Raw genomic sequence first — 21,244 nt, forward strand, 5'->3', positions numbered from 1 at the left:
GAGGGTTATGCAGGACATCCTTAATTCGCTACTCGCAAGAAGGAGAAAGTTCGAATGGGACAATTCATCAACCTGACATCCGCAGACGGCAAGGCTATTCCGGCCTACGTGGCCGCACCTGCAGGCAAGGCCAAGGGCGGCATCGTGGTCGTCCAGGAGATCTTCGGTCTCAATCAGCACATCCGGGAAGTCGTTGACGGCTACGCGGCCGATGGCTACCTCGCCGTAGCGCCGGCCACCTTCCATCGCGTGCAGCCGGGGGTCGAACTGGGGTACACGGAAGCCGACATGGGCGAGGGTTTCAAGATCATGCAGGCCGTGGGAGCCTTACCTGAACCCGGCGTAATGCAAGACATCCAGGCTGCCATTGACCACGCAGCCAGCACCAGCGGCGGCAAGGTTGGCATTGTCGGTTATTGCTGGGGCGGGCTGCTGACCTGGCGCTCTGCCTGCACGCTGAGAGGCTTGTCGGCTGCGGTGCCCTACTACGGCGGTGGCATGACCACGCCTGAAGAAGCGGCACGCCAACCCCAGGTGCCGGTACTGGCACATTTTGGCGAGCAGGATCAGTGGATCCCGCTAGACAGCGTCGAGGCTTTCAAGAAAGCACATCCGCAGGTCGAGGTCCACGTCTACCCGGCCCACCACGGTTTCAATTGCAACCACCGAGGCGCTTACGATGCCGGGGCCGCCAAGTTGGCCCGCGAACGCACGCTGACGTTCTTTAATAAGCACCTGGTTTCCTGAATCTGCAGTTCAGGAAACAGGCGGCGTAACGGCTGCCGCTGCGTCGCCTCTGAGTTGCCGCTCAGTTACCGTTAGCTACTGCAGTTGCATGTGAGTCGCTGCGGTCGTCGGACAGCGGCGCCGCGTCTTTGCGCAGGAACGTGATCAGTGTATCCAGGGCGCTGGCCGCACCGTCCGCATCCCGCTCACGCAGGCACTCCACGATCTTGCGGCGAAGCGGAAACACGTCCGGTCTGGGGGGCGTCGGCAGCACATGCGTCATGCGTTCCCGCAAAACGGTGGTCATGGTTTGAGCCATGAGCCTCAACGCCTGGTTGTGGCCCGCCAGGGCGATCGCCGAGAAGAAGTTCGCTGTAGCCTCTATGCGATGCGGCAGGGCGTCGTGCCGCTGGTGCTGCTCGATCTCATTGGCGGCCACTTCGATGGCATTGATCTCCTCCGCCGAGGCGCGCTCACAGGCCAGCCTCAGTAGCGTGCCGTAAAGCGTGCGGTAGGCCTCGTCGATGTCTGCCGTGCCGAGTTGGCCCTCCACCACCAGCTTGCGCAGTGATTCCGCCAGCATCATGTAGGCGCCCTTGTAGAACACCAGTGCATGATCGGCCGAATCGGCGCCCATGTGTTTGACTTCGCCGATAAATATCGTGTGGTCCCCCGCCTCATGGCGTGCATGAACCTGGCATTCGAAGCTGGCAAGGCAGCCGTCAATGAGTGGTGTGCCGAGCGGGCCGGCGCGCCAGTCGACGCCCTCGAACTTGTCGACAATTTTGGATGCAAATCGACCTGACAACGCATCCTGACTCTGCGACAAAATGTTGATGGCGAAAGTCTCTGCCGACATGAACTGCCCCAGCAAGCTGCTCGCGTTGCGCAGGCTGAACAGCACCAGTGGCGGCTCCAGCGAGACCGAGCTGAAGGAGTTGCAGGTCAAACCCAGCGGTTGTCCGTCGGCAGTGTTGGTCGTGATGATCGCCACCCCGGTAGGGAAGCAGCCCAGCAGTTGGCGGAACCGCTTCGGATCAATGGGCTCGATAGGCTGAACGGATGTGCTCATGGTGTCGGCGTCCCCTGGCGCTTGAATAATTGAACGATATTGCCTTCAGGATCGCGCAGCGACATGACCGCGCCATGAGACCCCATGTCTCGCGTGCCCAGCACCTCGCCACCCGCAGTGGCAACCCGCTCTGCCGTCGCCGAGAAGTCTTCCACCTCGAAGACCATCACGACGCCGGAGGTCGCCGGAGTGGCCTCCTCGCGGCATGCCAGTGCCACGCTCGTGTTGCCCACGCCGTACTGGATCCAGCGATCCTTGTCACGGAACTTGAGCTGCAGCCCCAAGGCTGATTCGTAGAAGTTGTGCAGTTCGGCTGGCCGCTCGGCCACGACGAACACGTTTTGCAGGCGTTTTGGCGATTCCATGAGGTGGCTTGCTGAGCGATGTTGACTGTTCGATACAAAAATCAGGCGCCGTTCGCGCGATTTTTTCGTCGTCGTTGTAAAGATTGACCAGCGATGCCTTCAGGAAGCCGCCATCGACGACGATGTCCTGTCCGTTCACATAAGCGGATGCTTCGCTGGCCAGAAATGCCACAGCCCCTGCGACATCGGCCGGTAAACCAAGACGCCGAGCCGGAATTCGGGAGGTGCGCAGTCGCACGGTATCTTCGTCCCGGTAATGCACCTCCGACAGGGGCGTGCGGATCATGCCGGGGCTGACCGAGTTGGTGCGAATGCCCCGCGGTCCCCATTCCACAGCCATCTGGCGGGTCAGGGCTTGCAGCGCTGCCTTGGTGGGTCCGTAGGCGCCCACACGAGTAGATACCTGGGCGGCGATGGAGGTCACATTGATGATGCTGCCGGCATGCCGCTCAAACATCATGGGCACCAGCGCTTGAGCGCAGAGCAGCGCGCCACGCAGGTTCACCTGAAAGATCCGGTCCCACAGGGCGATGGGCAGATTCTCCAGGCCCACCGGAGCGGCACTGATGGCGGCATTGTTCACCAGCACATCACAGCGGCCGTAGTGGGTACGCGTCAGCTCGGCCATGGCCGCAATCGACTCGGGGTCGGCAATGTCGCAATGCACGGAGAGCACACCGTCAGATTCGGTGGCCTTGGCCGGGTAGCTGATATCGACCTGCACCAGTTGTGCGCCCATGGCTTGCAAGGACTGGCACATGGCCAGACCCAGGCCGCCGGAGGCTCCGGTGACTACGGCCACCTTGCCCTTGAGGGCGTTGCTGTCAAAAGAGGGGGGTGTCGTCATCGGAGCAGAGAATGGGGCGGCGGTGCAGCGCCCGCCGCGAGGTTGATTACTTGTCTTTCAGGTCGGTAGTCTTGGCAAGACCTTGCCAGATAACCGCATCGGCTTTGATCGATTCGGCAAACTGAGCGGCCGTGCGAGCCGGTGGAACAATCATGTTCTGTGCTTCAATCTTGGGCCGTACTGCATCGCTTCGCTGGATGCGGTTGATCTCCGTGGCCAGGCGGTCAATGATCGCCTGGGGCGTGCCCTTCGGAGCGAAAATGCCATACCAGCCGTCAGCGTCGAACTTGTAGCCTTGCTCGGTCAGCCGCGGCACGTCTTGCGTGGCTGGCCAGCGTTGGGATCCGGTGGTTCCCAGCGCATTCAACCTGCCTTCACGGATGTGCGGAATGGGCGAGGCAATGTCCGTGAATCCGACAGGTACGTTGTTGCCGATCAGATCAGTCACTTCCTGGGGGATGCTCTTGTACGGCACGTGCGCCATGTCAAGACCATATTTGGCTTTGATGCCTTCCATCGCCAGGTGACCTGACGAGCCTGTGCCCCACGAGGCGTAAGCCAGCTTGCCGGGGTTGGCCTTGGCATAGGCGATCATGTCGTTCAGGTTCTTGAAGCCCGTCTTGGGGTTCGCCACCAACAAGATGCCCGCAGCGCCCACCTGGGCGATTGGGATCAGATCCTTTTCTGGGTCATACGGCATCTTGGAATTGATGACCGGATTGATCAAAATGGCCGAAGATGGTGCAAATAGCAGGGTGTAGCCGTCGCCAGCGGCTTTGGCGACCATGTCGGAGGCGATCATGCCGTTAGCGCCGGGCTTGCCGTCGACCACGACGGGTTGCTTGAGAATTTCGCTCAAAGGTGTGGCGATGAGGCGAGCAAATATGTCGCCACCGGCACCAGCTGCGCTGGGAACCACCAGCCGGATCGGCCGATTGGGCCAATTGTCGCTCTGTGCCTGAGCCGGAGCAGTGGCGCCTAGGGAGGCCAGCACGAGGCTGCTCAATAGGGCGAGTCGGCGTGTGATCGAACGGTTGGTCATGTTTGTCTCTCTGTGATGCATAGATTCAATGAAAAGTCGGACTCAGTGGTCCGACCGGTCGGCAACGGTGCCTGTTCAGGCAGCGGCTGCGGCGGCAGGCTGCTGCTGGCGATTGACTTCCTTCTGGATCGCCGGAATGATGGTGCTGCCCCACAATTCGATCTGCTTGAGCATAGTCTTCTGGTCGAAGTCGCCCAGCTGCGTTTGCAAAGCGATGTGCTTGGGTTTGAGGATGCTGATCTCTTCCAGCATCTTGTCGATCACCTGGTTCACCGAGCCAACGGGCAGATTCTGGCGAAGCTGCTCCATGGAGGGGTCTGTTGGCGACGGTACTTCCTTCACCATGTAGCCGTCGTCCGATTGCGCACGACGGAACTTCAGGCTCTCGGAGATGCGGCGCTGGAAGCGTGCGCAATCGAGATACGAGTCAATCTCCGATTGATTGTCGGAGGCGTATGCACAGCGGAGGAAACCGAACTTCACGTCGCGATCAAGATCGGCGCCATTGTCCTCGGCCACCTTTTCCAGGCGTCCACGCAGCTCGGTCACGGCCTGGGTGCCGTTGAGCAGCGCCGTCACGAACAGGTTGTAGCCTTCGCGTACGCCGCGACCGAGGGCAACCGGGTTGCCGGAGGTCACCCAGATGGGCGGCATGGGCTTTTGCACGGAGCGCACGGCTACGGAGCTGGGGAGCAGTTGCAGGAACTTGCCGTTGTACTCCACAATCTTTTGCGTCAGACCTTTTGGAATGATGTCGAGAAATTCGTTATAAACAGCGCTTGCGTCTTCCAGTTTCACGCCAAAACGCTCGAATTCGAACTCTTGGTAACCTGAGCCAACGCCCAGCTCCAGGCGGCCATTGGAAACGGTGTCCACGAAGCCGACTTCAGCCAGGAAGCGGGCGGGGTGGTAGAGCGGCAAAATGCACACGCCGGTACCAAGACGGATGCGGGTCGTCTTGGCTGCCATGTGCGCAATCATCATCAGCGGAGATGGCGACAGCGAGTAGTTGTTGAAATGGTGCTCCGCGTACCAGGCATTGCTGAAACCCGCCTGCTCGGCGACAACTGTCTGCTCGATGGAGTTTTGAATAACCTGCTCGGGGCTCTGGTGGTAGCCGCGCTGCTGGGCCAAGATGAATACGCCGAAATCCATATACTCTCCGTAAATGAGTGCGCTTTGAGGTGGAGCAAATTCTAGGGAGACAATGCGGTTTCTTTGTCACGAAAACTGGAGTTGTGAACTGCATGAATTGGAGTAGTCATGGATAGATTGCGAGCCATGGAGCTTTTCTTGTCCATCGCACAGACTCAGAGTTTTTCGGAAACGGCGCGGTCTTTCGGCATATCTGCCACGGCTGTGTCGCGAATGATCACCGACATTGAGAAGGGGTTGAACGTCAAGCTGCTGTTGCGCTCCACCCGGCAGGTCGTGCTGACGGAATCTGGTCAGGAGTACGCGCGCCAGCTGGAAGGCATCCTTTGGCAAATCAAGGAGCTAAGGACCAACATCATCGCCATCAGCAACGCCCCGCAGGGTTTGCTGCGTGTGCATTCCCGGATGATGTTCGGGCTTGGGGTGCTGCCGCCCCTCATCGCTGACTTTCGCAAGCTTTACCCAGAAATACACATCGAGCTGACCTTGGCGGAATCGCAGGCAGACTTACGGCGCAGCCAGATTGACATTGATTTCCGCATCTCACCCCCGGTAGAGGCGGGCGTCAAGCGCCGCATGCTGTTCCAAAGCAACCGCTATCTGGTGGCATCGCCTGCCTATCTGGCGACAAAACCTCCTCTTCAGCAGCCCGCAGACATCTTGGCACATGATTGTCTGGGCTATCACCTGCCAGGCAGCGAGTACACATGGCTCTTCAAGCAGGACGAGCAACTCCAGACCGTAGCCTTCAAGCCTCGGCATGTCAGCAATAGTGGCATTGCACTGCTTGAGTTTGCGCGGCTCGGGGAGGGTCTGGCGTTACTGGAGGATTACACCGTCCACAACGATATTCTTCTTGGGCGGCTCGTTCGCGTGCTGGGCGACTATCGCATCACGAACACGGGATTTGGTCAGGGTATGTTCGCTACCATCTCCGATACACCGATCGTGCCAGCGAAAATTCGCTTGTTTCTCGACTTCGTGGCGGAGCGCGTGGCGGGCCCTGAACTTAGGTTCAAGGCATACAGCAGAACCGGTGGGATCCTGCCGTCGGTTTCTTGATCACATGGTGAACTACAACTGCAGTTGGCATACCGGTCGGGCTATGCCTTGAAAACCGAGGCCGCTCAGTTTAAGCACGCCGCCATCCATGGGCCCGGATGCAGTCAGTCGCCCGCTGTCGCTAATGGTGGTCACAAAAAGGTCGCTCATGTCCGGTCCGCCAAAACATACAGCAGACGGGTGCTTGACCGGCAGGTCGATCAGGTGTGTGGCTTTCCCCGATTCATCAAAGCGCGCTAGTTTTCCTGTGCGCACCAATGCGGTCCATAGTCCGCCCTGGGTGTCAAAACAGCAGCCATCTGGCCCGGAATCGTAGGTAACGGTATCTAAAAATACCTTTTTGTCGGTCAACGCGCCGTCTTCGGTCAGGTTATAGGAATAGATGCACCGTGCCTCGCTGTCAGCGACATGCAGCCGCCCCGTGGTCGGACTGACGCAAGGGCCATTGGTGATTGCTAGCCCGGTGTCGAGCTTGTGCAATTGCAAATTGGGATCCAGCCGATACAACCCCCCAGCGGGGCTTCGCCCGGTTCACGAAAAATGTGCATCGTACCGGTCAAAAAGCTGCCATCTGGCAGGGAAATGCCGTCATTTAAGCGCAAATGCGGATGGGAGCAGTCAATATCGGCCAGTATGCGCAATTTGCCTAGGTTCAAGGCGGCGATCTGCTCCTTCAAGCTCAGAATGATCGAGCCATCTTGGTTAAAGGCAAAGGAACCCAGCGGCGCCGGTGCTTCATGCTGTTCCAGGAGGGCGCCGGTGTCGGGATCCAGCGCCAGAATGAGCCCTGCGCGGCAGTCGAGCAGCCAGAGCTGCTGCCGGAACCATACAGGGCATTCTCCCAGGGCAGTTTTTAATTCACCCAGGCGCTGAATTTTCATTGGTTTGCCTTCGTAATATAGAAAAAATGTAATCACCGAGGGGCAGTGGCACTTACTTAAGGATGCCCTGCATAACTCCCTGCGGTCTGTGGCAGCACGGCCTCGGGCGATCCGCTGCGTTGCTTTTCTTGCCAATAGCTGGGCTATTGGCTGCAAAAAGACGCCTTGCGCCTCATCCCGATCCGCACTACCACCGACTCGCGAGGGTTATGCAGGGCATCCTTAAGACAGATTCAGGACCATCGTGGATTTTTTTGTAGGAGCGGCTTTAGCCGCGATGATCCCCGAGCGCGTGATGCCTTTGTGGAAGCGCTGCCGATCGCGGCTAAAGCCGCTCCTACAAAGTCAGAATCTGTCCAAGTGCTTGTATTTTTTTTAAGTAAGTGTCCTCTACCCTTGGGAACGTTACGCTACGTCATTTTTCTCGGCAGATTACTTTTGTTTTTGTAAAGCACTCTGGCGGAATAATAGGTAATCGGTTGAGTTTGGGTGCCTAGAATAAATTTGGAGGCGCTCTACGAGAATTGAGCGCAGCTTTTTTGGTTGAATCTGAGTAGGGCCGAGGAATGCAGACTGTTTTGATCACTGGGGCCGCATCCGGCATTGGGCGCGATACGGCACGCCTGTTCGCCAGATCGGGCTGGCAATGCGTGCTGGTCGATCGGAACGAAACGGCGTTGTCTGAGGTCGGGAAAAGCCTGCCGGCACCAGCCGGCGCGGCTCACTTGCTGCGAGCCATTGATCTGACCGACAGCGCGCAGATCGCCTCGCTGGGCGGCAACCTGCCACCGCTGGACGCCATTCTCAACAACGCTGGTATGACCGAGCCCTCCACGCTGCCTCTGGTTGAGCAGGGAATGGAGCAACTGAATCGCCTGCTCGCCTTGAACCTCGCGGCACCTGCAGCGGTGGTGGACGCTTGTGCTCACCTGCTTCGCCCCGGAGCTCGTATCGTGAACGTGGCATCCGGTGCCGGCCTGGCAGCCATTCCATGGCGCGGTGCCTACAGTCCCAGCAAAGCGGGGCTCATCGCCCAGACCTTCGCACTTGCGAAAGCGCGCCCCGACTTGTGCGTGACAGTGCTGGCTCCTGGGTTTGTTCGCACGGAACTGGTTGAGGGGCTGATCCAGGCCGGGCGCCTCAAGTCGGAGAGCGCGGTCGCCAAGATTCCACTTGGACGCATGGCCGTTCCTGCAGAAATGGCAAACGCACTGTTCTTCCTGTCCAGCGCGGGCGCCAAGCCACTCAGTGGTCAAATCCTGGCGTTGAACGGCGGCTCTTCGATCTATGGAGGTAGCCAGCCTTTCGCCCCCGCCAAGCTTGAAATGCTGGCACAAGACCTGCCGATGAAACTGGAAATCGTCGGAGCAGGCACTGCACCGTGGCAAGCTTCATTGAAAGAGCCTGCGGCAGACGCGCACTATGAGGCCTGTCTCGACCTCTCGGCGTTGTCCGCACCTGCCAATGGCCTGGTCGGCGCAGTGCATGCGGCCGCGAAGCGATTCGCCGGTTCTTATGCCCAGCAGGCAAGCCTGACGCTCGTCTTGCCTTCAGGTTCATCTGCTCGGTGGCAAGATGCTGGAGACGCGGCCGCTGCGCGCATGCTCGTGTCCACGTTGGCCTGCGAGTGGGGTGGCCGAGCATTGCGCATCAACGCCTTGGAAGTGCCAGAAGACGGAGTTGAAGAGTTTTTGAGGTCATCTGAGGCGCATTCCCTGCTGCGCTATGTCTGCGGCGCTGCCGCCCAGTACCTGACGGGCCAGACCCTCGTGTGCCACCCTACCTCAATGAGGTCGGCATGACGGGGCAACGTCCTGACAACATGAGTGAAGCCGATCGCGCTCAAATCAAGGAGTTTTTCATCAGGGAGCGCGGCTACTGGCGCCCCTGGACAGACACCATGCTGCAAGCCTGCCCAGGCTTTGTGGAGCAGTACGCGCACTATGCGGGCTACCCGGCACGCACGGGCCCCCTGTCGCCGCGCATGGTGGAACTCATCTATGTCGCCCTGGACAGTTCTTCGTCCCACCTGTTTGCCAGCGGCCTGCAAACCCACATGCGGCGGGCCATTGAAGTGGGTGCAACCCAGTCCGACATTTTTGATGTGTTGCACCTAGTGGCAATTCAAGGGGCAGCCAGTGTTTGCCAGGCAGCGAACATACTGGCCGAGTGCAGTGGCCTGCACGCGGAAGAGGCGTTGGATGAGCGATTGCAGGCACGCATCAACCAGCTCCCCGAGGAGCACGCGCTGAGTTTGCTCTCAATCGCGCGCATGGATCCTGGCTACGCGGAGGCGCTACTTGATTTGGTCGAGTATGGTCGCCCGGCCGCTGGTGGATTGACCCCCTCAGAGCGTAGCCTGGTTCAACTGGCCTTGCACGCCTGTTTTACCGCCTTCAACCCCGAAGCGACGCGGCAGATCATCGTGGCAGCCCTGGCGCAGGGAGTCAGCCGGGCAGAACTGCTTCAAGCCATTCAGCTGGGTGCACATCTTTCCGTTCACGGTACGGCGCTTGGTGCCGACACCTTCCGAGCTATTTCGCAGCCACCCGCACCCTCACCTGAATCCTGAGCCTATCGAGTGTCCTGAGTTGTAGGAGCGACTTTAGTCGCGAATGGTCACTTCCCTAGCCATGGGCATTCGTGCCAAAGAAGAACCCTGGTGCGGAAAAGCCTCCTCCAGTGAGTCCAGCAGCGCATTCAGCGCAGCGCTGTTGTGGCGCCGTTGGGCGTAGGCTGCATACAGCCATACGTCCTGAGGAATAAATCGCTCCAGCACCGGCTTGAGCGCGCCACGCTGCAGGTGCGGTTCCAGCGCGACCCGAGCCATGTAGATCACCCCCAGATCGTGTAGCGCCATCGTCACCAAGGGGGCCATGCTGGTGGTTTCCACGTGAGGCTGCAGGGGCAACTCGAAGCATCGCGTGCCGTCAATGAAGGGCCAGCGAGGTGCTTCGCCTGGTTGAAAAGCAGTCAGTGTGCGGAGCGAAGCCAGATCCCTTGGGTGCTGCGGTTCCCCGTGCGCCGACCAATAGGCTGGAGTTGCTGCCACGGTGCGCTCAATGAGCATGATCCTGCGCACGATAAGGTTGGCGTCCGGCACTTGTCCCACACGCAGGGCGATGTCCACCCCCTCGTCGGCCAAATCCACCACGCGGTCAGTCACGTTCAGATTGAGCGACACGGCGGGGTAACGAACCAGAAAGCGTGAGAGCAATTCAGGTAGTGGCGACTGCATCAGGGCGTGCGGCGCGGTGACTGTGAGGCGGCCGCTGGGCGTGTTTGCCCTGTCGTGCATTTCGCCCTCTGTCATCTGAACAAGCTCCAGCACCGGTCCTGAGCGCTGGTAAAGCAGTTGGCCCGCGTCAGTCAGCGAAACCTTGCGTGTGGTGCGATTGAACAGGCGAACACCGAAGCGCTTCTCCAGCGCGGCCACATACTTGCTCACGTTGGCTGGCGACATATCGAGAGCGCGGGCAGCCGCGGAGAAGCTGCCGCGACGCGCGACTTCACGGAAAGTTTGGATCAGGTCGAGCGAGTCCATGCTGAAGATTGTTTCTCAAAAGGAAAGAGTCCTATTCACGCTGAGTGGTTTTTCATCGCTTCGATAAGGCGGAAACTACGTCTCACGGAGTCAGCAAGCTCATTTCAGCAAAGCATCTCCGCAGCGAGTCCGGGTTAACAAGAAGACGTGGGCTCAAGAAACGGAAGCTGCAAACCATGCAGTCTCCAGCTGCATGAACTTAAAGGAAATTACCATGCAAACCAAGAATATCACTATCGCAACTGTATTGGCCACTGCCTTGGCAGGAAATGCTTTTGCTTTCCAACCAGTTTCCGGTGAAGGCCCTCTGTTCCAGAGCGACGCCGTGACGGTAAGCACTGTCAGCCGCGACGCTGTGCGCCAAGAGGCAGTTGCCAATCCACCTGCGTCAGGCACGAACAACGCTGTGGCCGCAGTGATCCAGGCTCCCAGTCAAGTGACCCGTGCCGCAGTTCGCGAAGACATTCGTAATGCCATGTCTCATGGCTACGCCGTGAAAAGCGGCGAAATGAGCTGATGATCAAGGCGGCCCTCCGAGGCCGTCTAAATAAAAAAACGAGATGCAAGGCATCTCGTTTTTTTTGGCGAGCAGGGAGGCGGTCATCGCCACTTTCCCGAGAATCGCGGAGGGCAAGCGAGTCAGCGTCGCCAAGTCTGCTTCATGCCTTCATCGCCCGGTTCGCGAAATGTAGCGCTTGCGCAAGAATATCGTGATAACCCCCAATGCCACAGCAGCCATGAGGCCGAACACTACCCACATGGCGCCAGTGCTGTGGATCCACGGCAAGTGATCGAAGTTCATGCCGAAAAATCCCGTCATCAGGTTCAGCGGCAAAAAAACAGCCGTCACAGCGGTGAGTGTGCGCATGATGTCGTTGGTGCGATGGCCTTGCGCGGAAAAATGAATCTGCACCACCGTCTCGGCTGACTGTTCTAGCCTTCGGGCATGGTGCATCACTCGGTCGATGTGTTCCATGACATCGCGCGCCCTGGCAACCAACTGGTCCCGCTGAGCTTGAGCTGTAGCTACATCGGGCGAAAAGTTTGAAAGTGGAAGCTCGCGCACCGTGTCGAGCCATTCCTGCATGGCATCGTGCTGTTCCTCGCATAAGTTTTCCAGCAGATGCAGCTGTCGCCGGGCCTCCATCAAAGCTTCCCAGTTGGTGAACCGTGAACCGGGGCGGATCAGATCAGCCTGAGTTTGCTCCAGGTACGCCGTCAAGTCCTTTCGCAGGTCGAGGTAGCTGTCGACCATGGAGTTGATCATGCGCAGAGACAGATCCGCCGGGCTGGCGGGTAGGCGTGAACGGGCGCCCACTGCGTCAATACTGAGCTTGGCGTCGGACAGGAAGCGCTTCACATAGCTGTTTGCGATCAGGCAGCCAGGCGGATGCACGCTCACCAGCAAGCGATCAAAAATGGCGAAGCCCACCGCCCGCGAGTTGATGCGCGAGAAGGCGAGGGGCACCCCACTGGCCTTGCGCGGGCGGGGGGTGAAGCCATGGTTGTGATGGGGGTTGACAGCCGCCTCGCCGTCAAAGTCTTGTTGCACTTCGGCCTGCGTTGCCAGGCGGCGAAAAACCACCAGGTCGTAGACCGAGGTGGAGTCATAGTTCGAGGGATGCTGCTCGCTCGCCAGGTCCTTCCAGTGCAGATCGAGGAGGGCCGAACCTCCCAGGCGCTGTGCAGCCTCTTGCAGAAGAGTCTGGTGAAGCGGCAATTCGGCGCGTTCTAGAAAAACCCAGATGAAGCCGTCGCTCGGCGCGCTGGCGGGAAACTCATCCAGAAAGCGCAGAATATCCGCAGAAAATTCCAGGATGTGCACGGCAGGCTGTACGGTTAGTCTCGAAGTGGTTACTGCTTCTGGAGCAACCGGGCGGCGTCGCGAGCGAAATAGGTCAAGATGCCGTCCGCACCGGCGCGCTTGAATGCCAGCAGGCTTTCCATCATCACGGCATCATGATCCAGCCAGCCGTTCTGGGCAGCGGCCTTCAGCATCGCATACTCGCCGCTTACCTGGTAGGCAAACGTCGGCACACGGAACTCGTCCTTCACTCGGCGAACAATGTCCAGGTAAGGCATTCCAGGCTTGACCATCACCATGTCGGCGCCTTCCTGCAAATCAATCGCAACCTCGCGAAGCGCCTCATCCGTGTTGCCAGGATCCATTTGATAGACCTTCTTGTCGCTCTTGCCGAGGTTGGCGGCAGAGCCCACGGCGTCACGAAACGGCCCGTAGAACGCACTCGCGTACTTGGCGCTGTAGGCCATGATGCGTGTATGAATGTGCCCTTTGGCCTCCAGCGCCGCGCGAATGGCCCCGATGCGGCCGTCCATCATGTCACTGGGGGCCACGATATCGACACCTGCCGCGGCCTGGGTCATTGCCTGCTTGACCAGCTGGCTGACTGTTTCGTCGTTGAGAATGTAGCCGGTACGATCCAGCCAGCCGTCCTGGCCATGGCTGGTGTAAGGGTCCAGCGCCACGTCCGTCATGATGCCCAGTGAGGGAAACTGCTTTTTCAATTCCCGTACCACGGTAGGAATCAAGCCCTTGGCATTGACCGATTCACTGCCCTTTTCGTCCTTGCGCTTGGCGTCAATCACGGGAAACAGCGCCATCACCGGAATGCCCAATGTGACGCACTCTTCTGCCACGGGCAATAACTCGTCCAGCGAAAGACGTTCAACGCCAGGCATCGAGGCCACGGCCTGACGGCGCTTCTTGCCTTCCAGCACGAAGACGGGATAGATCAGATCGTTGGCGGTGACAGCATGCTCACGCACCAGACGGCGGGTGAAATCGTCATGACGCAGGCGGCGCGGCCGGTTGGCGGGGAAGGGGGCAGGAGGAAAGGTCATACTGAAAATTGTGCCACTCTTGTGATGTGAGTGCGCGCCCACATTCTCTGCAAAGGGCCCGAGATTTACGGGACTTGTTGTTTTGAGTTCGAACTTTTGTTGTATATTTGTGCTGGGCAGTTTACTGTCCGCCCGCTTTTCCTCCCTGAGCGGGTGCCTGGCTGTTGATGCAGGCAGGTTTTTCACCCTGGCCCTGGTGGCCGGGGCTTTTTCATGAGCGCTCAGCATGCGCACTCTTGGGAGCGCCCCCTGACTGGCGTCCGCTTCCTGGAAGTAAGGCTATGTCCGGAAGCATGGGTATCGCCGCTACACTTGTCCCTATGCTCTGGATCAAAGCACTGCACATCGTCTTTGTTGCGAGCTGGTTTGCCGGCTTGTTTTATCTGCCTCGCATCTTCGTCAACCTCGCCATGGTTCCGCCCGGCTCGGTGGCCGAGCGTGCGCGGCTACTGCTCATGGGGCGCAAGCTCTATCGCTTCATGAGCTTGCTGGCCTTTCCTGCGGTGGCGCTGGGCCTATGGTTGTGGCTGGGCTATGGGATCGGCATGGGGCCGGGCAACGGCTGGATGCACGCCAAGCTCTTGATCGTGGTCCTGCTCATCGGCTACCACCTTTGGTGCGGCAAACTGTTGCGTGATCTTGAGGGTTCTAAAGCTCTGCGCGGTCACGTGTGGTTCCGCTGGTTCAACGAGGCGCCCGTGCTGATGCTGCTTGCGGCCGTCATTCTCGTCGTGGTCAAGCCGTTCTGATCACGCATAGTGTGGAACGTCACAAATCTGCCGCGCGCCCCCTGGCACTGCTTTATGCGGCGCTGATTGTCTACGCTAGCCTCTATCCGTTCACCGGATGGCGAGACCAGGGGCTGACACCCTGGGCCTTCATGGCGGCTCCGTGGCCGCAGTACTGGACGCGCTTCGACATCATCGCCAACGTAGCGGGCTACGTGCCGATGGGTTTTCTCCTCACGTTGGCGCTCCTGCGTGCGCGTTGGCGCTGGCCGGCCATGTTGCTGGGCTTCCTGGCGGCGGCGCTACTGTCTTTCGCAATGGAGTCACTGCAATCGTACCTTCCCTTCCGTGTCGCCTCCAACCTTGATTTCGGGCTGAATGCCGCGGGCGGAGCGCTGGGTGCTCTAACAGCCTACGTACTAGAGCACCTGGGGGCCATTGACACTTGGCGCCGTTTCCGCGCCCGTTGGTTCGTTCGTGATTCGCGCGGTGCGCTGATCCTGCTGGCGCTGTGGCCGGTAGGCCTGTTGTTTCCGGCGCCGGTGGCTTTCGGCCTCGGACAGGTCTATGAACGACTTGAAGAAGCCCTGTCGCGGATGCTGGAAGACACGCCGTTCCTGGAATGGATCCCGCTGCGCGAGCTTGACCTGCAGCCCCTGTTGCCAGGGGTGGAGTTGATCTGCGTGGCATTGGGGGGGCTGGTTCCGTGCCTGTTGGGCTACACGGTGATCCGCGATACCGGGCGGCGTGCGCTGTTCGCGCTGTCTGCGCTGGCCGTCGGGGTGCTGGTGTCGGCGCTTTCGGCGGCGTTGACATGGGGACCCCTGTACGCTTGGGCCTGGGTCAGTCGGCCAGTAGAGTTGGGGTTGCTCCTGGGCGCTTTTTCAGCATTGACGGCCCTGGTCGTGCCTGCCCGCGGCTGCGTCGCGCTGCTGATGCTGGCCCTTCTGGTGCAAGTGGTGCTGCTCAATGCCTCCCCCGAGAGCGCCTACTTCGCGCTCACCTTGCAAAGCTGGGAACAGGGCCGTTTCATTCATTTTCATGGCTTGGCCCAATGGATAGGCTGGCTCTGGCCGTACGCGGCATTCGTTTACCTGCTAACCCGGCTGGGTCGATCGAAGGAATAACCCGCATGGAGGCGCCCAACGCGGCGCGATCCTAAAATCCCGCCATGACCGCTTCCAATTCCCCAGCTCCTTCCGCTCCCCCTTCTTACTATCGCCATCACGTCTTCTTTTGCCTCAACAAGCGCGACAACGGCGAAGCCTGCTGCGCTGACTACGACGCTCAGGGAGCGTTCGACCATTGCAAGATGCAGGTCAAGAAAGAGGGGCTTGCTGGCCCGGGAAAGGTGCGTGTCAACAAGGCCGGATGCCTGGATCGTTGCGCAGGCGGCCCCATCGCAGTGGTGTATCCTGAGGGTGTCTGGTACTCCTACGTCGACAAAGCTGACATCGATGAGATCATCGAATCACATCTGAAGAACGGCGTAGTGGTAGAGCGCCTGCTGACGCCGCACGACGTCGGTCGTTGATTTTCCCTGTCCGCAGGTTCCGGTTTACAAGCAAGTAGGCGTGCTCCGGGGGTGCCCGGCCGACTTGCCAAACTGCTATACTTTACGTAGCTGAATGAACGCCCAGACCCAATCGCTGACCCTTTCCGGCCCTGCTGGCGCCATTGAGGCGTCGCTCGACATGCCGGCCCCCGAGCTATTTGCATCCCCTCTGGGCACTGCCGTGGTGGCCCATCCGCACCCGCAATTTGGCGGCACCATGACCAACAAAGTGGTGCAGACCATCGCCCGCGCCTTTGTTCAATGCGGCTGGCGCGCTTTACGCTTCAATTTTCGGGGAGTAGGCGCCAGTTCCGGTGTTTACGACCAAGGGCGCGGCGAGTTGGAGGATCTTCTGGCGGTCGTGCAAGCTCAGGCGCCCGTGGGTGAGCCGCTGGCTTTGGCCGGTTTTTCATTCGGCGCGTTCGTGACCTCGCATGCTGTCGCTCGCTTGTCCTCTGTGCGCCCAGTCTCCAGCGTTGTGCTGGTGGGCACGGCGGTCACGCGTTTTGAAGCTGCTCCCGTGCCGGCTGATTTGCATCCGAAAACTTTAGTCATTCACGGCGAGCACGACGACACGGTGCCCCTGGCTGCCGTGCTTGATTGGGCTCGGCCGCAATCGCTGCCGATCACTGTGGTGCCTGGCGGCGAACATTTTTTTCATGGCCAACTGCCGCTGCTCAAGACTCTGGTTGCACGCCATGTGCGTGCCTGAGGTGGTTTTCATATTTTTTTGCGCGAATTCCTTTTCATGACTCGATTTTTCAAGGCGCTCGCCGCGCTGGTTTTCTCCGGCGCCACACTTGTTTCAGTTGTCCAGGCGCAACCATTGCCTCAGCCGCCAGAGATTGCGGCCAAGTCATGGTTGGTCATGGATGTGTCTGCAGGGCAAATCCTGGCCTCCAAGGACATCGATTCTCCGGTCGAGCCTGCCTCGCTCACGAAGCTGATGACCGCTTATCTGGTGTTTGATGCGCTGCGCACCAAGAAGGTCACCCTGGCGCAAACGCTGCCTGTCAGCGAACGGGCCTGGAAAATGCCTGGTTCCCGCATGTTCATTGATCCCAAGATGCAGGTGCCCGTCGAAGACCTCATCAAAGGCATGATTGTTCAATCGGGCAACGATGCCACCATGGCCCTGGCCGAAGGCGTGGGCGGCACGATTGAGCGCTTCGTCCAGTTGATGAACGACCAGGCCAAGGCCTTGGGCATGAAGAACACGAGCTACAGGAACGCTGAGGGCTTGACCGAAGCCGGTCACACCACCACAGCGCGCGACCTGTCCATACTTTCAGTGCGTTTGATGCATGACTTCCCTGAGTATGTGCATTACTACTCCATCAAGAAGTACCACTACCCCGGAACGCCTGCCAGCAACGACACCAACCGCAATCTCTTGCTCCACCGTGATCCCACGGTAGACGGCTTGAAGACCGGGCATACCAATGCCGCGGGCTACTGCCTGGTGGCCACTGCCAAACGTGATTTTCCAAACATGAGTGGCCGGCGTCTGCTGTCGGTCGTGCTGGGTGCCTCCAGTGAAAGTGCGCGTGCCAACGAATCGCAGAAATTGCTCAATTGGGGTTACACGGCCTATGAAGGCATCAAGCTCTTTGACGCGGGTCAGGCCGTTGCCAATCCAAAGGTGTGGAAAGGTAAGGCCAGCGAGCTCAAGCTGGGCCGCACGGAGCCGATCATCGTCGCGGTGCCGGCAGGTACTGCGGCGCAAGTCAAGACAGAAATAGCCCGCCCTGAGCCGTTGGTGGCTCCCTTCAAGCAAGGCCAAGCCGTCGCCACCCTGAAAATCAAACGAGGCGAAGAGCCTCTGCTTGAAGTGCCATTGGTCGCACTCGAAGGCGTGGAAGAGGCTGGATTCGTCGGCCGAGCATGGGACGCCATGCGCCTGTGGATCAAGTGAGCCTTGAAAGGCGCTCATTGCGGCCTTCGCTGAATCGGGCTATACTTTAAGGCTTTCCCGCATTTTGGGGCGGGGAATAAATGGCTTTTTCTGTTTTCAGGGAAAGTTTTAGCGAGCGCTGCCGGTTGGTTTGCCGGGCAGCGCATTTGGTTTTTCCAGACGTTTAGGGACGTTTTTCAATGCCAACCATCAGTCAATTGGTGCGTCAGGGCCGGGCCGTCGAGAAGACGAAGTCCAAGAGCCCCGCGATGCAAAATTCTCCGCAGCGCCGCGGTGTGTGCACCCGTGTGTACACCACGACGCCCAAGAAGCCGAACTCCGCGCTTCGTAAAGTTGCCAAAGTGCGCCTGACCAACGGTTTCGAGGTCATCTCGTACATCGGCGGTGAAGGCCACAACCTGCAAGAGCACAGTGTGGTGCTCGTGCGCGGCGGCCGTGTCAAGGACTTGCCAGGTGTGCGTTACCACATCGTGCGCGGTTCGCTCGATCTGCAAGGCGTGAAAGACCGCAAGCAGTCGCGCTCCAAGTACGGTGCCAAGCGGCCTAAGAAGGCCTGATAGAGGCAAAAGCCTGATCGGCTATAGCAGCCGTCTTGGGTTCTTCTGTCAATTTTCGGTGCTTGAATCGGGCTTTGGCCTGTCAATCAAGCGTAGTGACCCTGAATATGGGTCGAGTAAGTGCAAATCTTTGATGGGTTTGCGTGGTGTTCGGGTCAACAGGACTGGCCGGGCATCAGCTGAAGCAATATGAGGTGAAACATGCCACGTCGTCGCGAAGTCCCTAAACGTGAAATCCTGCCGGATCCAAAATACGGCAATGTCGAGCTTTCCAAGTTCATGAACGTGATCATGGAAGGCGGTAAAAAGGCGGTTGCTGAGCGCATCATTTACGGCGCGCTGGAAACCATGGAAAAGAAAAGCGGCAAAGATCCGCTGGAGCTTTTCGTGACCGCCATCAACAACGTCAAACCGATGGTGGAAGTCAAATCCCGCCGTGTCGGTGGCGCGAACTACCAGGTGCCAGTTGAAGTGCGCCCCGTACGTCGCCTGGCTCTGTCGATGCGCTGGATCAAGGAAGCCGCTCGCAAGCGCGGCGAGAAGTCCATGGCCATGCGTCTGGCCAACGAGTTGCTGGAGGCCAATGAAGGCCGCGGTGGCGCCATGAAAAAGCGTGACGAAGTGCACCGCATGGCTGAGGCAAACAAGGCGTTCAGCCACTTCCGTTTCTAAGCGGAAATTTTCCTCCGTTTCCTTCACTGGAATGCGGCCCGCCATGCGCGGGCCTTCTCCGTTTCAAGAAAGTAAGCATCATGGCTCGCAAAACACCCATCGAGCGCTACCGCAATATCGGTATTTCGGCGCACATTGACGCCGGTAAGACCACCACCACCGAGCGTATCCTCTTTTATACCGGCGTGAACCACAAGCTGGGCGAAGTGCATGACGGCGCAGCTACCACCGACTGGATGGAGCAGGAGCAAGAGCGCGGTATTACCATCACGTCATCTGCGGTAACCTGCTTCTGGAAGGGTATGGATCTGTCCTACCCTGAGCACCGCTTCAACATCATTGACACTCCCGGGCACGTTGACTTCACCATTGAGGTGGAGCGCTCCATGCGCGTCCTCGACGGCGCCTGCATGGTCTACTGCGCCGTGGGTGGTGTTCAGCCTCAGTCTGAAACCGTGTGGCGTCAGGCTAACAAGCACAAAGTGCCGCGTCTGGCATTCGTCAACAAGATGGACCGCACCGGCGCCAACTTCTTCAAGGTCTACGACCAGATGAAGTTGCGTCTGAAGGCCAATCCGGTGCCTGTGGTGATTCCAATTGGCGCAGAAGACAACTTCAAGGGCGTGGTCGATCTGCTCAAGATGAAAGCCATCATCTGGGACGAAGCCTCCCAGGGCATGAAGTTCGATTACGCGGAAATCCCTGCTGAGCTGGCTGCTGATGCCAAGAAGTGGCGCGAAAACATGGTCGAAGCCGCGGCCGAGTCTAGCGAAGAGCTCATGAACAAATACCTCGAAGAGGGCGACCTCTCCGAGGAAGAGATCAAGCACGGTCTCCGCGTTCGCACGATCTCCACAGAAATTCAGCCAATGCTGTGTGGTACGGCGTTCAAGAACAAGGGTGTACAGCGCATGCTGGACGCCGTGATTGACTACCTGCCTTCGCCTGCCGACATTCCGCCTGTGGCTGGTACCGACGCCGATGACGAAGAGAAAGCTATCTCCCGCAAGGCGGAAGACAGTGAGAAATTCTCCGCTCTGGCCTTCAAACTGATGACCGATCCGTTCGTGGGTCAGTTGACGTTTGTGCGCGTCTATTCCGGCGTCTTGAAGAAGGGCGACACGGTACTCAACACCGTGAAAGGTAAGAAAGAGCGCATCGGTCGTATCGTTCAGATGATGGCCAATGAGCGCATCGAGATCGAAGAAATCGTCGCTGGCGACATCGCGGCCTGCGTGGGCCTTAAGGATGTCACCACTGGTGAAACCTTGAGCGATCCCAGTTCAGCGATCGTGCTGGAGCGCATGGTGTTTCCTGAGCCTGTGATTTCTCAGGCTGTCGAACCCAAGACCAAGGCTGACCAGGAAAAAATGGGCATCGCCCTGCAACGCCTGGCTTCTGAAGATCCGTCCTTCCGCGTGCGCACCGACGAAGAGTCCGGCCAGACCATCATCTCCGGAATGGGCGAGTTGCACCTGGAAATTCTCGTCGACCGCATGAAGCGCGAGTTTGGCGTGGAGGCCAACGTCGGCAAGCCGCAAGTTGCTTACCGCGAAACGGTTCGCAAGACGGTCACCGACGTCGAAGGCAAGTTCGTTCGTCAGTCGGGCGGTAAGGGTCAATACGGTCACGTCGTCTTCACGCTGGAGCCGCAAGAACCCGGCAAAGGCTTTGAATTCCTCGATGAAATCAAGGGTGGCGTGGTGCCGCGCGAGTACATTCCCGCCGTGCAAAAGGGTGTGGAAGAAGCGCTGCAGTCCGGCGTGCTGGCTGGCTACCCTGTGGTCGACGTCAAGGTGCGTCTGACCTTCGGTTCCTACCACGACGTTGACTCGTCCGAGCAAGCGTTCAAGATGGCCGCCATCTTCGGCTTCAAAGAAGCCGCAAGGCGCGCCACTCCCGTCATCCTCGAGCCAATGATGGCCGTGGAAGTCGAAACGCCTGAAGACTACGCCGGCAACGTGATGGGCGATCTGTCCAGTCGTCGTGGCATGGTGCAAGGCATGGACGACATGATCGGTGGTGGCAAGATCATCAAGGCAGAGGTTCCTCTGTCCGAGATGTTCGGCTACTCCACCACGTTGCGCTCGGCTACGCAAGGCCGCGCCACGTACACCATGGAGTTCAAGCACTACGCTGAAGCACCGAAGAACGTGGCGGAAGCCATCGTTGCATCGCGGGCTAAGTAGGCTTGCCCTAAACCTTTTCAAGGCGGCATTGCCGCCTGCCCCCTGAAATAGTGCACCCATCGGATTGGCCAT

At 59.1% G+C, this 21,244-nt stretch carries 23 protein-coding genes; 13 read left to right on the top strand and 10 right to left on the bottom strand.

The window, feature by feature from the left end; translation table 11 throughout:
- Nucleotides 1-54 precede the first annotated feature (54 nt).
- The gene (locus AAAK34_RS03210) at nucleotides 55-747 is read left to right on the top strand and encodes a dienelactone hydrolase family protein (protein ID WP_231698337.1); all 693 of its coding nucleotides are present in this window, start codon (nucleotides 55-57) and stop codon (nucleotides 745-747) included.
- Nucleotides 748-808: 61 nt separating this feature from the next.
- Here AAAK34_RS03210 and AAAK34_RS03215 read toward each other — a convergent pair whose 3' ends face one another.
- The 5 genes from AAAK34_RS03215 to AAAK34_RS03235 form a co-directional block, all read right to left on the bottom strand.
- Nucleotides 809-1,798 (bottom strand): flavin reductase, encoded by a 990-nt coding sequence (locus AAAK34_RS03215; RefSeq protein ID WP_231698336.1) that lies wholly within the window; start codon nucleotides 1,796-1,798, stop codon nucleotides 809-811.
- On the bottom strand, nucleotides 1,795-2,082 hold the full coding sequence (locus tag AAAK34_RS03220) for a VOC family protein (RefSeq protein WP_431777744.1): 288 nt from the start codon (nucleotides 2,080-2,082) through the stop codon (nucleotides 1,795-1,797). The genes AAAK34_RS03215 and AAAK34_RS03220 overlap by 4 nt, the downstream gene beginning before the upstream one ends.
- A complete protein-coding gene (locus AAAK34_RS03225; RefSeq protein WP_431777745.1) occupies nucleotides 2,057-3,010 on the bottom strand; it encodes an SDR family NAD(P)-dependent oxidoreductase in 954 nt (317 codons plus the stop codon). Before AAAK34_RS03225 ends, AAAK34_RS03220 begins: the two co-directional genes overlap by 26 nt.
- Before the next feature lie 46 nt (nucleotides 3,011-3,056).
- Nucleotides 3,057-4,052, bottom strand: a complete 996-nt coding sequence (locus AAAK34_RS03230; protein ID WP_431777746.1) for a Bug family tripartite tricarboxylate transporter substrate binding protein — start codon at nucleotides 4,050-4,052, stop codon at nucleotides 3,057-3,059.
- Between the two features lie 75 nt (nucleotides 4,053-4,127).
- Nucleotides 4,128-5,207, bottom strand: a complete 1,080-nt coding sequence (locus AAAK34_RS03235; RefSeq protein ID WP_231698332.1) for an LLM class flavin-dependent oxidoreductase — start codon at nucleotides 5,205-5,207, stop codon at nucleotides 4,128-4,130.
- A 108-nt stretch (nucleotides 5,208-5,315) separates the two neighbouring features.
- Between AAAK34_RS03235 and AAAK34_RS03240 the strand changes: the two genes are divergently transcribed.
- Nucleotides 5,316-6,269 carry a LysR family transcriptional regulator gene (locus AAAK34_RS03240; RefSeq protein WP_231698331.1) on the top strand — a complete coding sequence of 318 codons (954 nt, stop codon included), beginning with the start codon at nucleotides 5,316-5,318 and terminating at the stop codon, nucleotides 6,267-6,269.
- A 12-nt stretch (nucleotides 6,270-6,281) separates the two neighbouring features.
- Here the strand turns inward: AAAK34_RS03240 and AAAK34_RS03245 are convergent, their stop codons facing one another.
- Together AAAK34_RS03245 and AAAK34_RS03250 are read right to left on the bottom strand one after the other, a co-directional pair.
- Nucleotides 6,282-6,749, bottom strand: a complete 468-nt coding sequence (locus tag AAAK34_RS03245; protein ID WP_431777747.1) for an SMP-30/gluconolactonase/LRE family protein — start codon at nucleotides 6,747-6,749, stop codon at nucleotides 6,282-6,284.
- Entirely contained in the window at nucleotides 6,725-7,150 is a 426-nt protein-coding gene (locus AAAK34_RS03250; RefSeq protein WP_431777748.1) for an SMP-30/gluconolactonase/LRE family protein, read from the bottom strand. The genes AAAK34_RS03245 and AAAK34_RS03250 overlap by 25 nt, the downstream gene beginning before the upstream one ends.
- Before the next feature lie 566 nt (nucleotides 7,151-7,716).
- Between AAAK34_RS03250 and AAAK34_RS03255 the strand changes: the two genes are divergently transcribed.
- Complete coding sequence (locus AAAK34_RS03255) at nucleotides 7,717-8,952, top strand: SDR family oxidoreductase (RefSeq protein ID WP_231698329.1); 1,236 nt, start codon at nucleotides 7,717-7,719, stop codon at nucleotides 8,950-8,952.
- Nucleotides 8,949-9,722 carry a carboxymuconolactone decarboxylase family protein gene (locus tag AAAK34_RS03260; protein WP_231698328.1) on the top strand — a complete coding sequence of 258 codons (774 nt, stop codon included), beginning with the start codon at nucleotides 8,949-8,951 and terminating at the stop codon, nucleotides 9,720-9,722. Before AAAK34_RS03255 ends, AAAK34_RS03260 begins: the two co-directional genes overlap by 4 nt.
- 33 nt (nucleotides 9,723-9,755) lie before the next feature.
- On the opposite strand, the gene AAAK34_RS03265 is transcribed toward AAAK34_RS03260, so the two are convergent.
- The gene (locus tag AAAK34_RS03265) at nucleotides 9,756-10,694 is read right to left on the bottom strand and encodes a LysR family transcriptional regulator (RefSeq protein ID WP_231698327.1); all 939 of its coding nucleotides are present in this window, start codon (nucleotides 10,692-10,694) and stop codon (nucleotides 9,756-9,758) included.
- 214 nt (nucleotides 10,695-10,908) lie between these two features.
- On the opposite strand from AAAK34_RS03265, the gene AAAK34_RS03270 reads away from it, so the two are divergent.
- Nucleotides 10,909-11,211 carry a hypothetical protein gene (locus tag AAAK34_RS03270; RefSeq protein WP_231698326.1) on the top strand — a complete coding sequence of 101 codons (303 nt, stop codon included), beginning with the start codon at nucleotides 10,909-10,911 and terminating at the stop codon, nucleotides 11,209-11,211.
- Between the two features lie 150 nt (nucleotides 11,212-11,361).
- Here the strand turns inward: AAAK34_RS03270 and AAAK34_RS03275 are convergent, their stop codons facing one another.
- Together AAAK34_RS03275 and hemB are read right to left on the bottom strand one after the other, a co-directional pair.
- Nucleotides 11,362-12,519, bottom strand: a complete 1,158-nt coding sequence (locus AAAK34_RS03275) for a magnesium transporter CorA family protein (RefSeq protein ID WP_231698325.1) — start codon at nucleotides 12,517-12,519, stop codon at nucleotides 11,362-11,364.
- A gap of 29 nt (nucleotides 12,520-12,548) precedes the next feature.
- On the bottom strand, nucleotides 12,549-13,556 hold the full coding sequence (gene hemB / locus AAAK34_RS03280; RefSeq protein ID WP_231698367.1) for a porphobilinogen synthase: 1,008 nt from the start codon (nucleotides 13,554-13,556) through the stop codon (nucleotides 12,549-12,551).
- 320 nt (nucleotides 13,557-13,876) lie between these two features.
- Here hemB and AAAK34_RS03285 point away from each other — a divergent pair, with 320 nt between their 5' ends.
- From AAAK34_RS03285 to fusA, 8 genes are all read left to right on the top strand, one after another.
- A complete protein-coding gene (locus AAAK34_RS03285) occupies nucleotides 13,877-14,305 on the top strand; it encodes a CopD family protein (RefSeq protein WP_231698366.1) in 429 nt (142 codons plus the stop codon).
- An 11-nt stretch (nucleotides 14,306-14,316) separates the two neighbouring features.
- Nucleotides 14,317-15,411: a VanZ family protein gene (locus AAAK34_RS03290; protein WP_231698324.1), complete on the top strand. Its 1,095-nt coding sequence runs from the start codon at nucleotides 14,317-14,319 to the stop codon at nucleotides 15,409-15,411.
- Between the two features lie 44 nt (nucleotides 15,412-15,455).
- Nucleotides 15,456-15,818 carry a (2Fe-2S) ferredoxin domain-containing protein gene (locus AAAK34_RS03295; RefSeq protein WP_231698323.1) on the top strand — a complete coding sequence of 121 codons (363 nt, stop codon included), beginning with the start codon at nucleotides 15,456-15,458 and terminating at the stop codon, nucleotides 15,816-15,818.
- Between the two features lie 94 nt (nucleotides 15,819-15,912).
- Nucleotides 15,913-16,551 (top strand): alpha/beta fold hydrolase, encoded by a 639-nt coding sequence (locus tag AAAK34_RS03300; RefSeq protein ID WP_231698322.1) that lies wholly within the window; start codon nucleotides 15,913-15,915, stop codon nucleotides 16,549-16,551.
- Between the two features lie 36 nt (nucleotides 16,552-16,587).
- The gene (locus tag AAAK34_RS03305; protein ID WP_231698321.1) at nucleotides 16,588-17,754 is read left to right on the top strand and encodes a serine hydrolase; all 1,167 of its coding nucleotides are present in this window, start codon (nucleotides 16,588-16,590) and stop codon (nucleotides 17,752-17,754) included.
- A 179-nt stretch (nucleotides 17,755-17,933) separates the two neighbouring features.
- Nucleotides 17,934-18,311 carry a 30S ribosomal protein S12 gene (gene rpsL / locus AAAK34_RS03310; protein WP_231698320.1) on the top strand — a complete coding sequence of 126 codons (378 nt, stop codon included), beginning with the start codon at nucleotides 17,934-17,936 and terminating at the stop codon, nucleotides 18,309-18,311.
- 201 nt (nucleotides 18,312-18,512) lie between these two features.
- Nucleotides 18,513-18,983, top strand: a complete 471-nt coding sequence (gene rpsG / locus AAAK34_RS03315; protein WP_231698319.1) for a 30S ribosomal protein S7 — start codon at nucleotides 18,513-18,515, stop codon at nucleotides 18,981-18,983.
- A gap of 80 nt (nucleotides 18,984-19,063) precedes the next feature.
- Nucleotides 19,064-21,172: an elongation factor G gene (gene fusA / locus AAAK34_RS03320; RefSeq protein ID WP_231698318.1), complete on the top strand. Its 2,109-nt coding sequence runs from the start codon at nucleotides 19,064-19,066 to the stop codon at nucleotides 21,170-21,172.
- Nucleotides 21,173-21,244: the final 72 nt, after the last annotated feature.

It is taken from the genome of Ottowia caeni (genome assembly GCF_050821495.1).
GTDB classification, from domain to species: Bacteria; Pseudomonadota; Gammaproteobacteria; order Burkholderiales; family Burkholderiaceae_C; genus Ottowia; species Ottowia caeni.

What these genes read in the sequence shown, in the direction of transcription:
- AAAK34_RS03225 (WP_431777745.1), bottom strand. Translation starts at nt 3,010, where the DNA reads ATGACGACACCCCCCTCTTTTGACAGCAACGCCCTCAAGGGCAAGGTG.
- rpsL (WP_231698320.1), top strand. Translation starts at nt 17,934, where the DNA reads ATGCCAACCATCAGTCAATTGGTGCGTCAGGGCCGGGCCGTCGAGAAG.
- AAAK34_RS03210 (WP_231698337.1), top strand. Translation starts at nt 55, where the DNA reads ATGGGACAATTCATCAACCTGACATCCGCAGACGGCAAGGCTATTCCG.
- AAAK34_RS03230 (WP_431777746.1), bottom strand. Translation starts at nt 4,052, where the DNA reads ATGACCAACCGTTCGATCACACGCCGACTCGCCCTATTGAGCAGCCTC.
- AAAK34_RS03300 (WP_231698322.1), top strand. Translation starts at nt 15,913, where the DNA reads ATGAACGCCCAGACCCAATCGCTGACCCTTTCCGGCCCTGCTGGCGCC.
- rpsG (WP_231698319.1), top strand. Translation starts at nt 18,513, where the DNA reads ATGCCACGTCGTCGCGAAGTCCCTAAACGTGAAATCCTGCCGGATCCA.
- AAAK34_RS03250 (WP_431777748.1), bottom strand. Translation starts at nt 7,150, where the DNA reads ATGAAAATTCAGCGCCTGGGTGAATTAAAAACTGCCCTGGGAGAATGC.
- AAAK34_RS03215 (WP_231698336.1), bottom strand. Translation starts at nt 1,798, where the DNA reads ATGAGCACATCCGTTCAGCCTATCGAGCCCATTGATCCGAAGCGGTTC.
- AAAK34_RS03255 (WP_231698329.1), top strand. Translation starts at nt 7,717, where the DNA reads ATGCAGACTGTTTTGATCACTGGGGCCGCATCCGGCATTGGGCGCGAT.
- AAAK34_RS03295 (WP_231698323.1), top strand. Translation starts at nt 15,456, where the DNA reads ATGACCGCTTCCAATTCCCCAGCTCCTTCCGCTCCCCCTTCTTACTAT.
- AAAK34_RS03235 (WP_231698332.1), bottom strand. Translation starts at nt 5,207, where the DNA reads ATGGATTTCGGCGTATTCATCTTGGCCCAGCAGCGCGGCTACCACCAG.
- AAAK34_RS03260 (WP_231698328.1), top strand. Translation starts at nt 8,949, where the DNA reads ATGACGGGGCAACGTCCTGACAACATGAGTGAAGCCGATCGCGCTCAA.
- AAAK34_RS03240 (WP_231698331.1), top strand. Translation starts at nt 5,316, where the DNA reads ATGGATAGATTGCGAGCCATGGAGCTTTTCTTGTCCATCGCACAGACT.
- AAAK34_RS03305 (WP_231698321.1), top strand. Translation starts at nt 16,588, where the DNA reads ATGACTCGATTTTTCAAGGCGCTCGCCGCGCTGGTTTTCTCCGGCGCC.
- AAAK34_RS03285 (WP_231698366.1), top strand. Translation starts at nt 13,877, where the DNA reads ATGCTCTGGATCAAAGCACTGCACATCGTCTTTGTTGCGAGCTGGTTT.
- AAAK34_RS03270 (WP_231698326.1), top strand. Translation starts at nt 10,909, where the DNA reads ATGCAAACCAAGAATATCACTATCGCAACTGTATTGGCCACTGCCTTG.
- AAAK34_RS03265 (WP_231698327.1), bottom strand. Translation starts at nt 10,694, where the DNA reads ATGGACTCGCTCGACCTGATCCAAACTTTCCGTGAAGTCGCGCGTCGC.
- hemB (WP_231698367.1), bottom strand. Translation starts at nt 13,556, where the DNA reads ATGACCTTTCCTCCTGCCCCCTTCCCCGCCAACCGGCCGCGCCGCCTG.
- fusA (WP_231698318.1), top strand. Translation starts at nt 19,064, where the DNA reads ATGGCTCGCAAAACACCCATCGAGCGCTACCGCAATATCGGTATTTCG.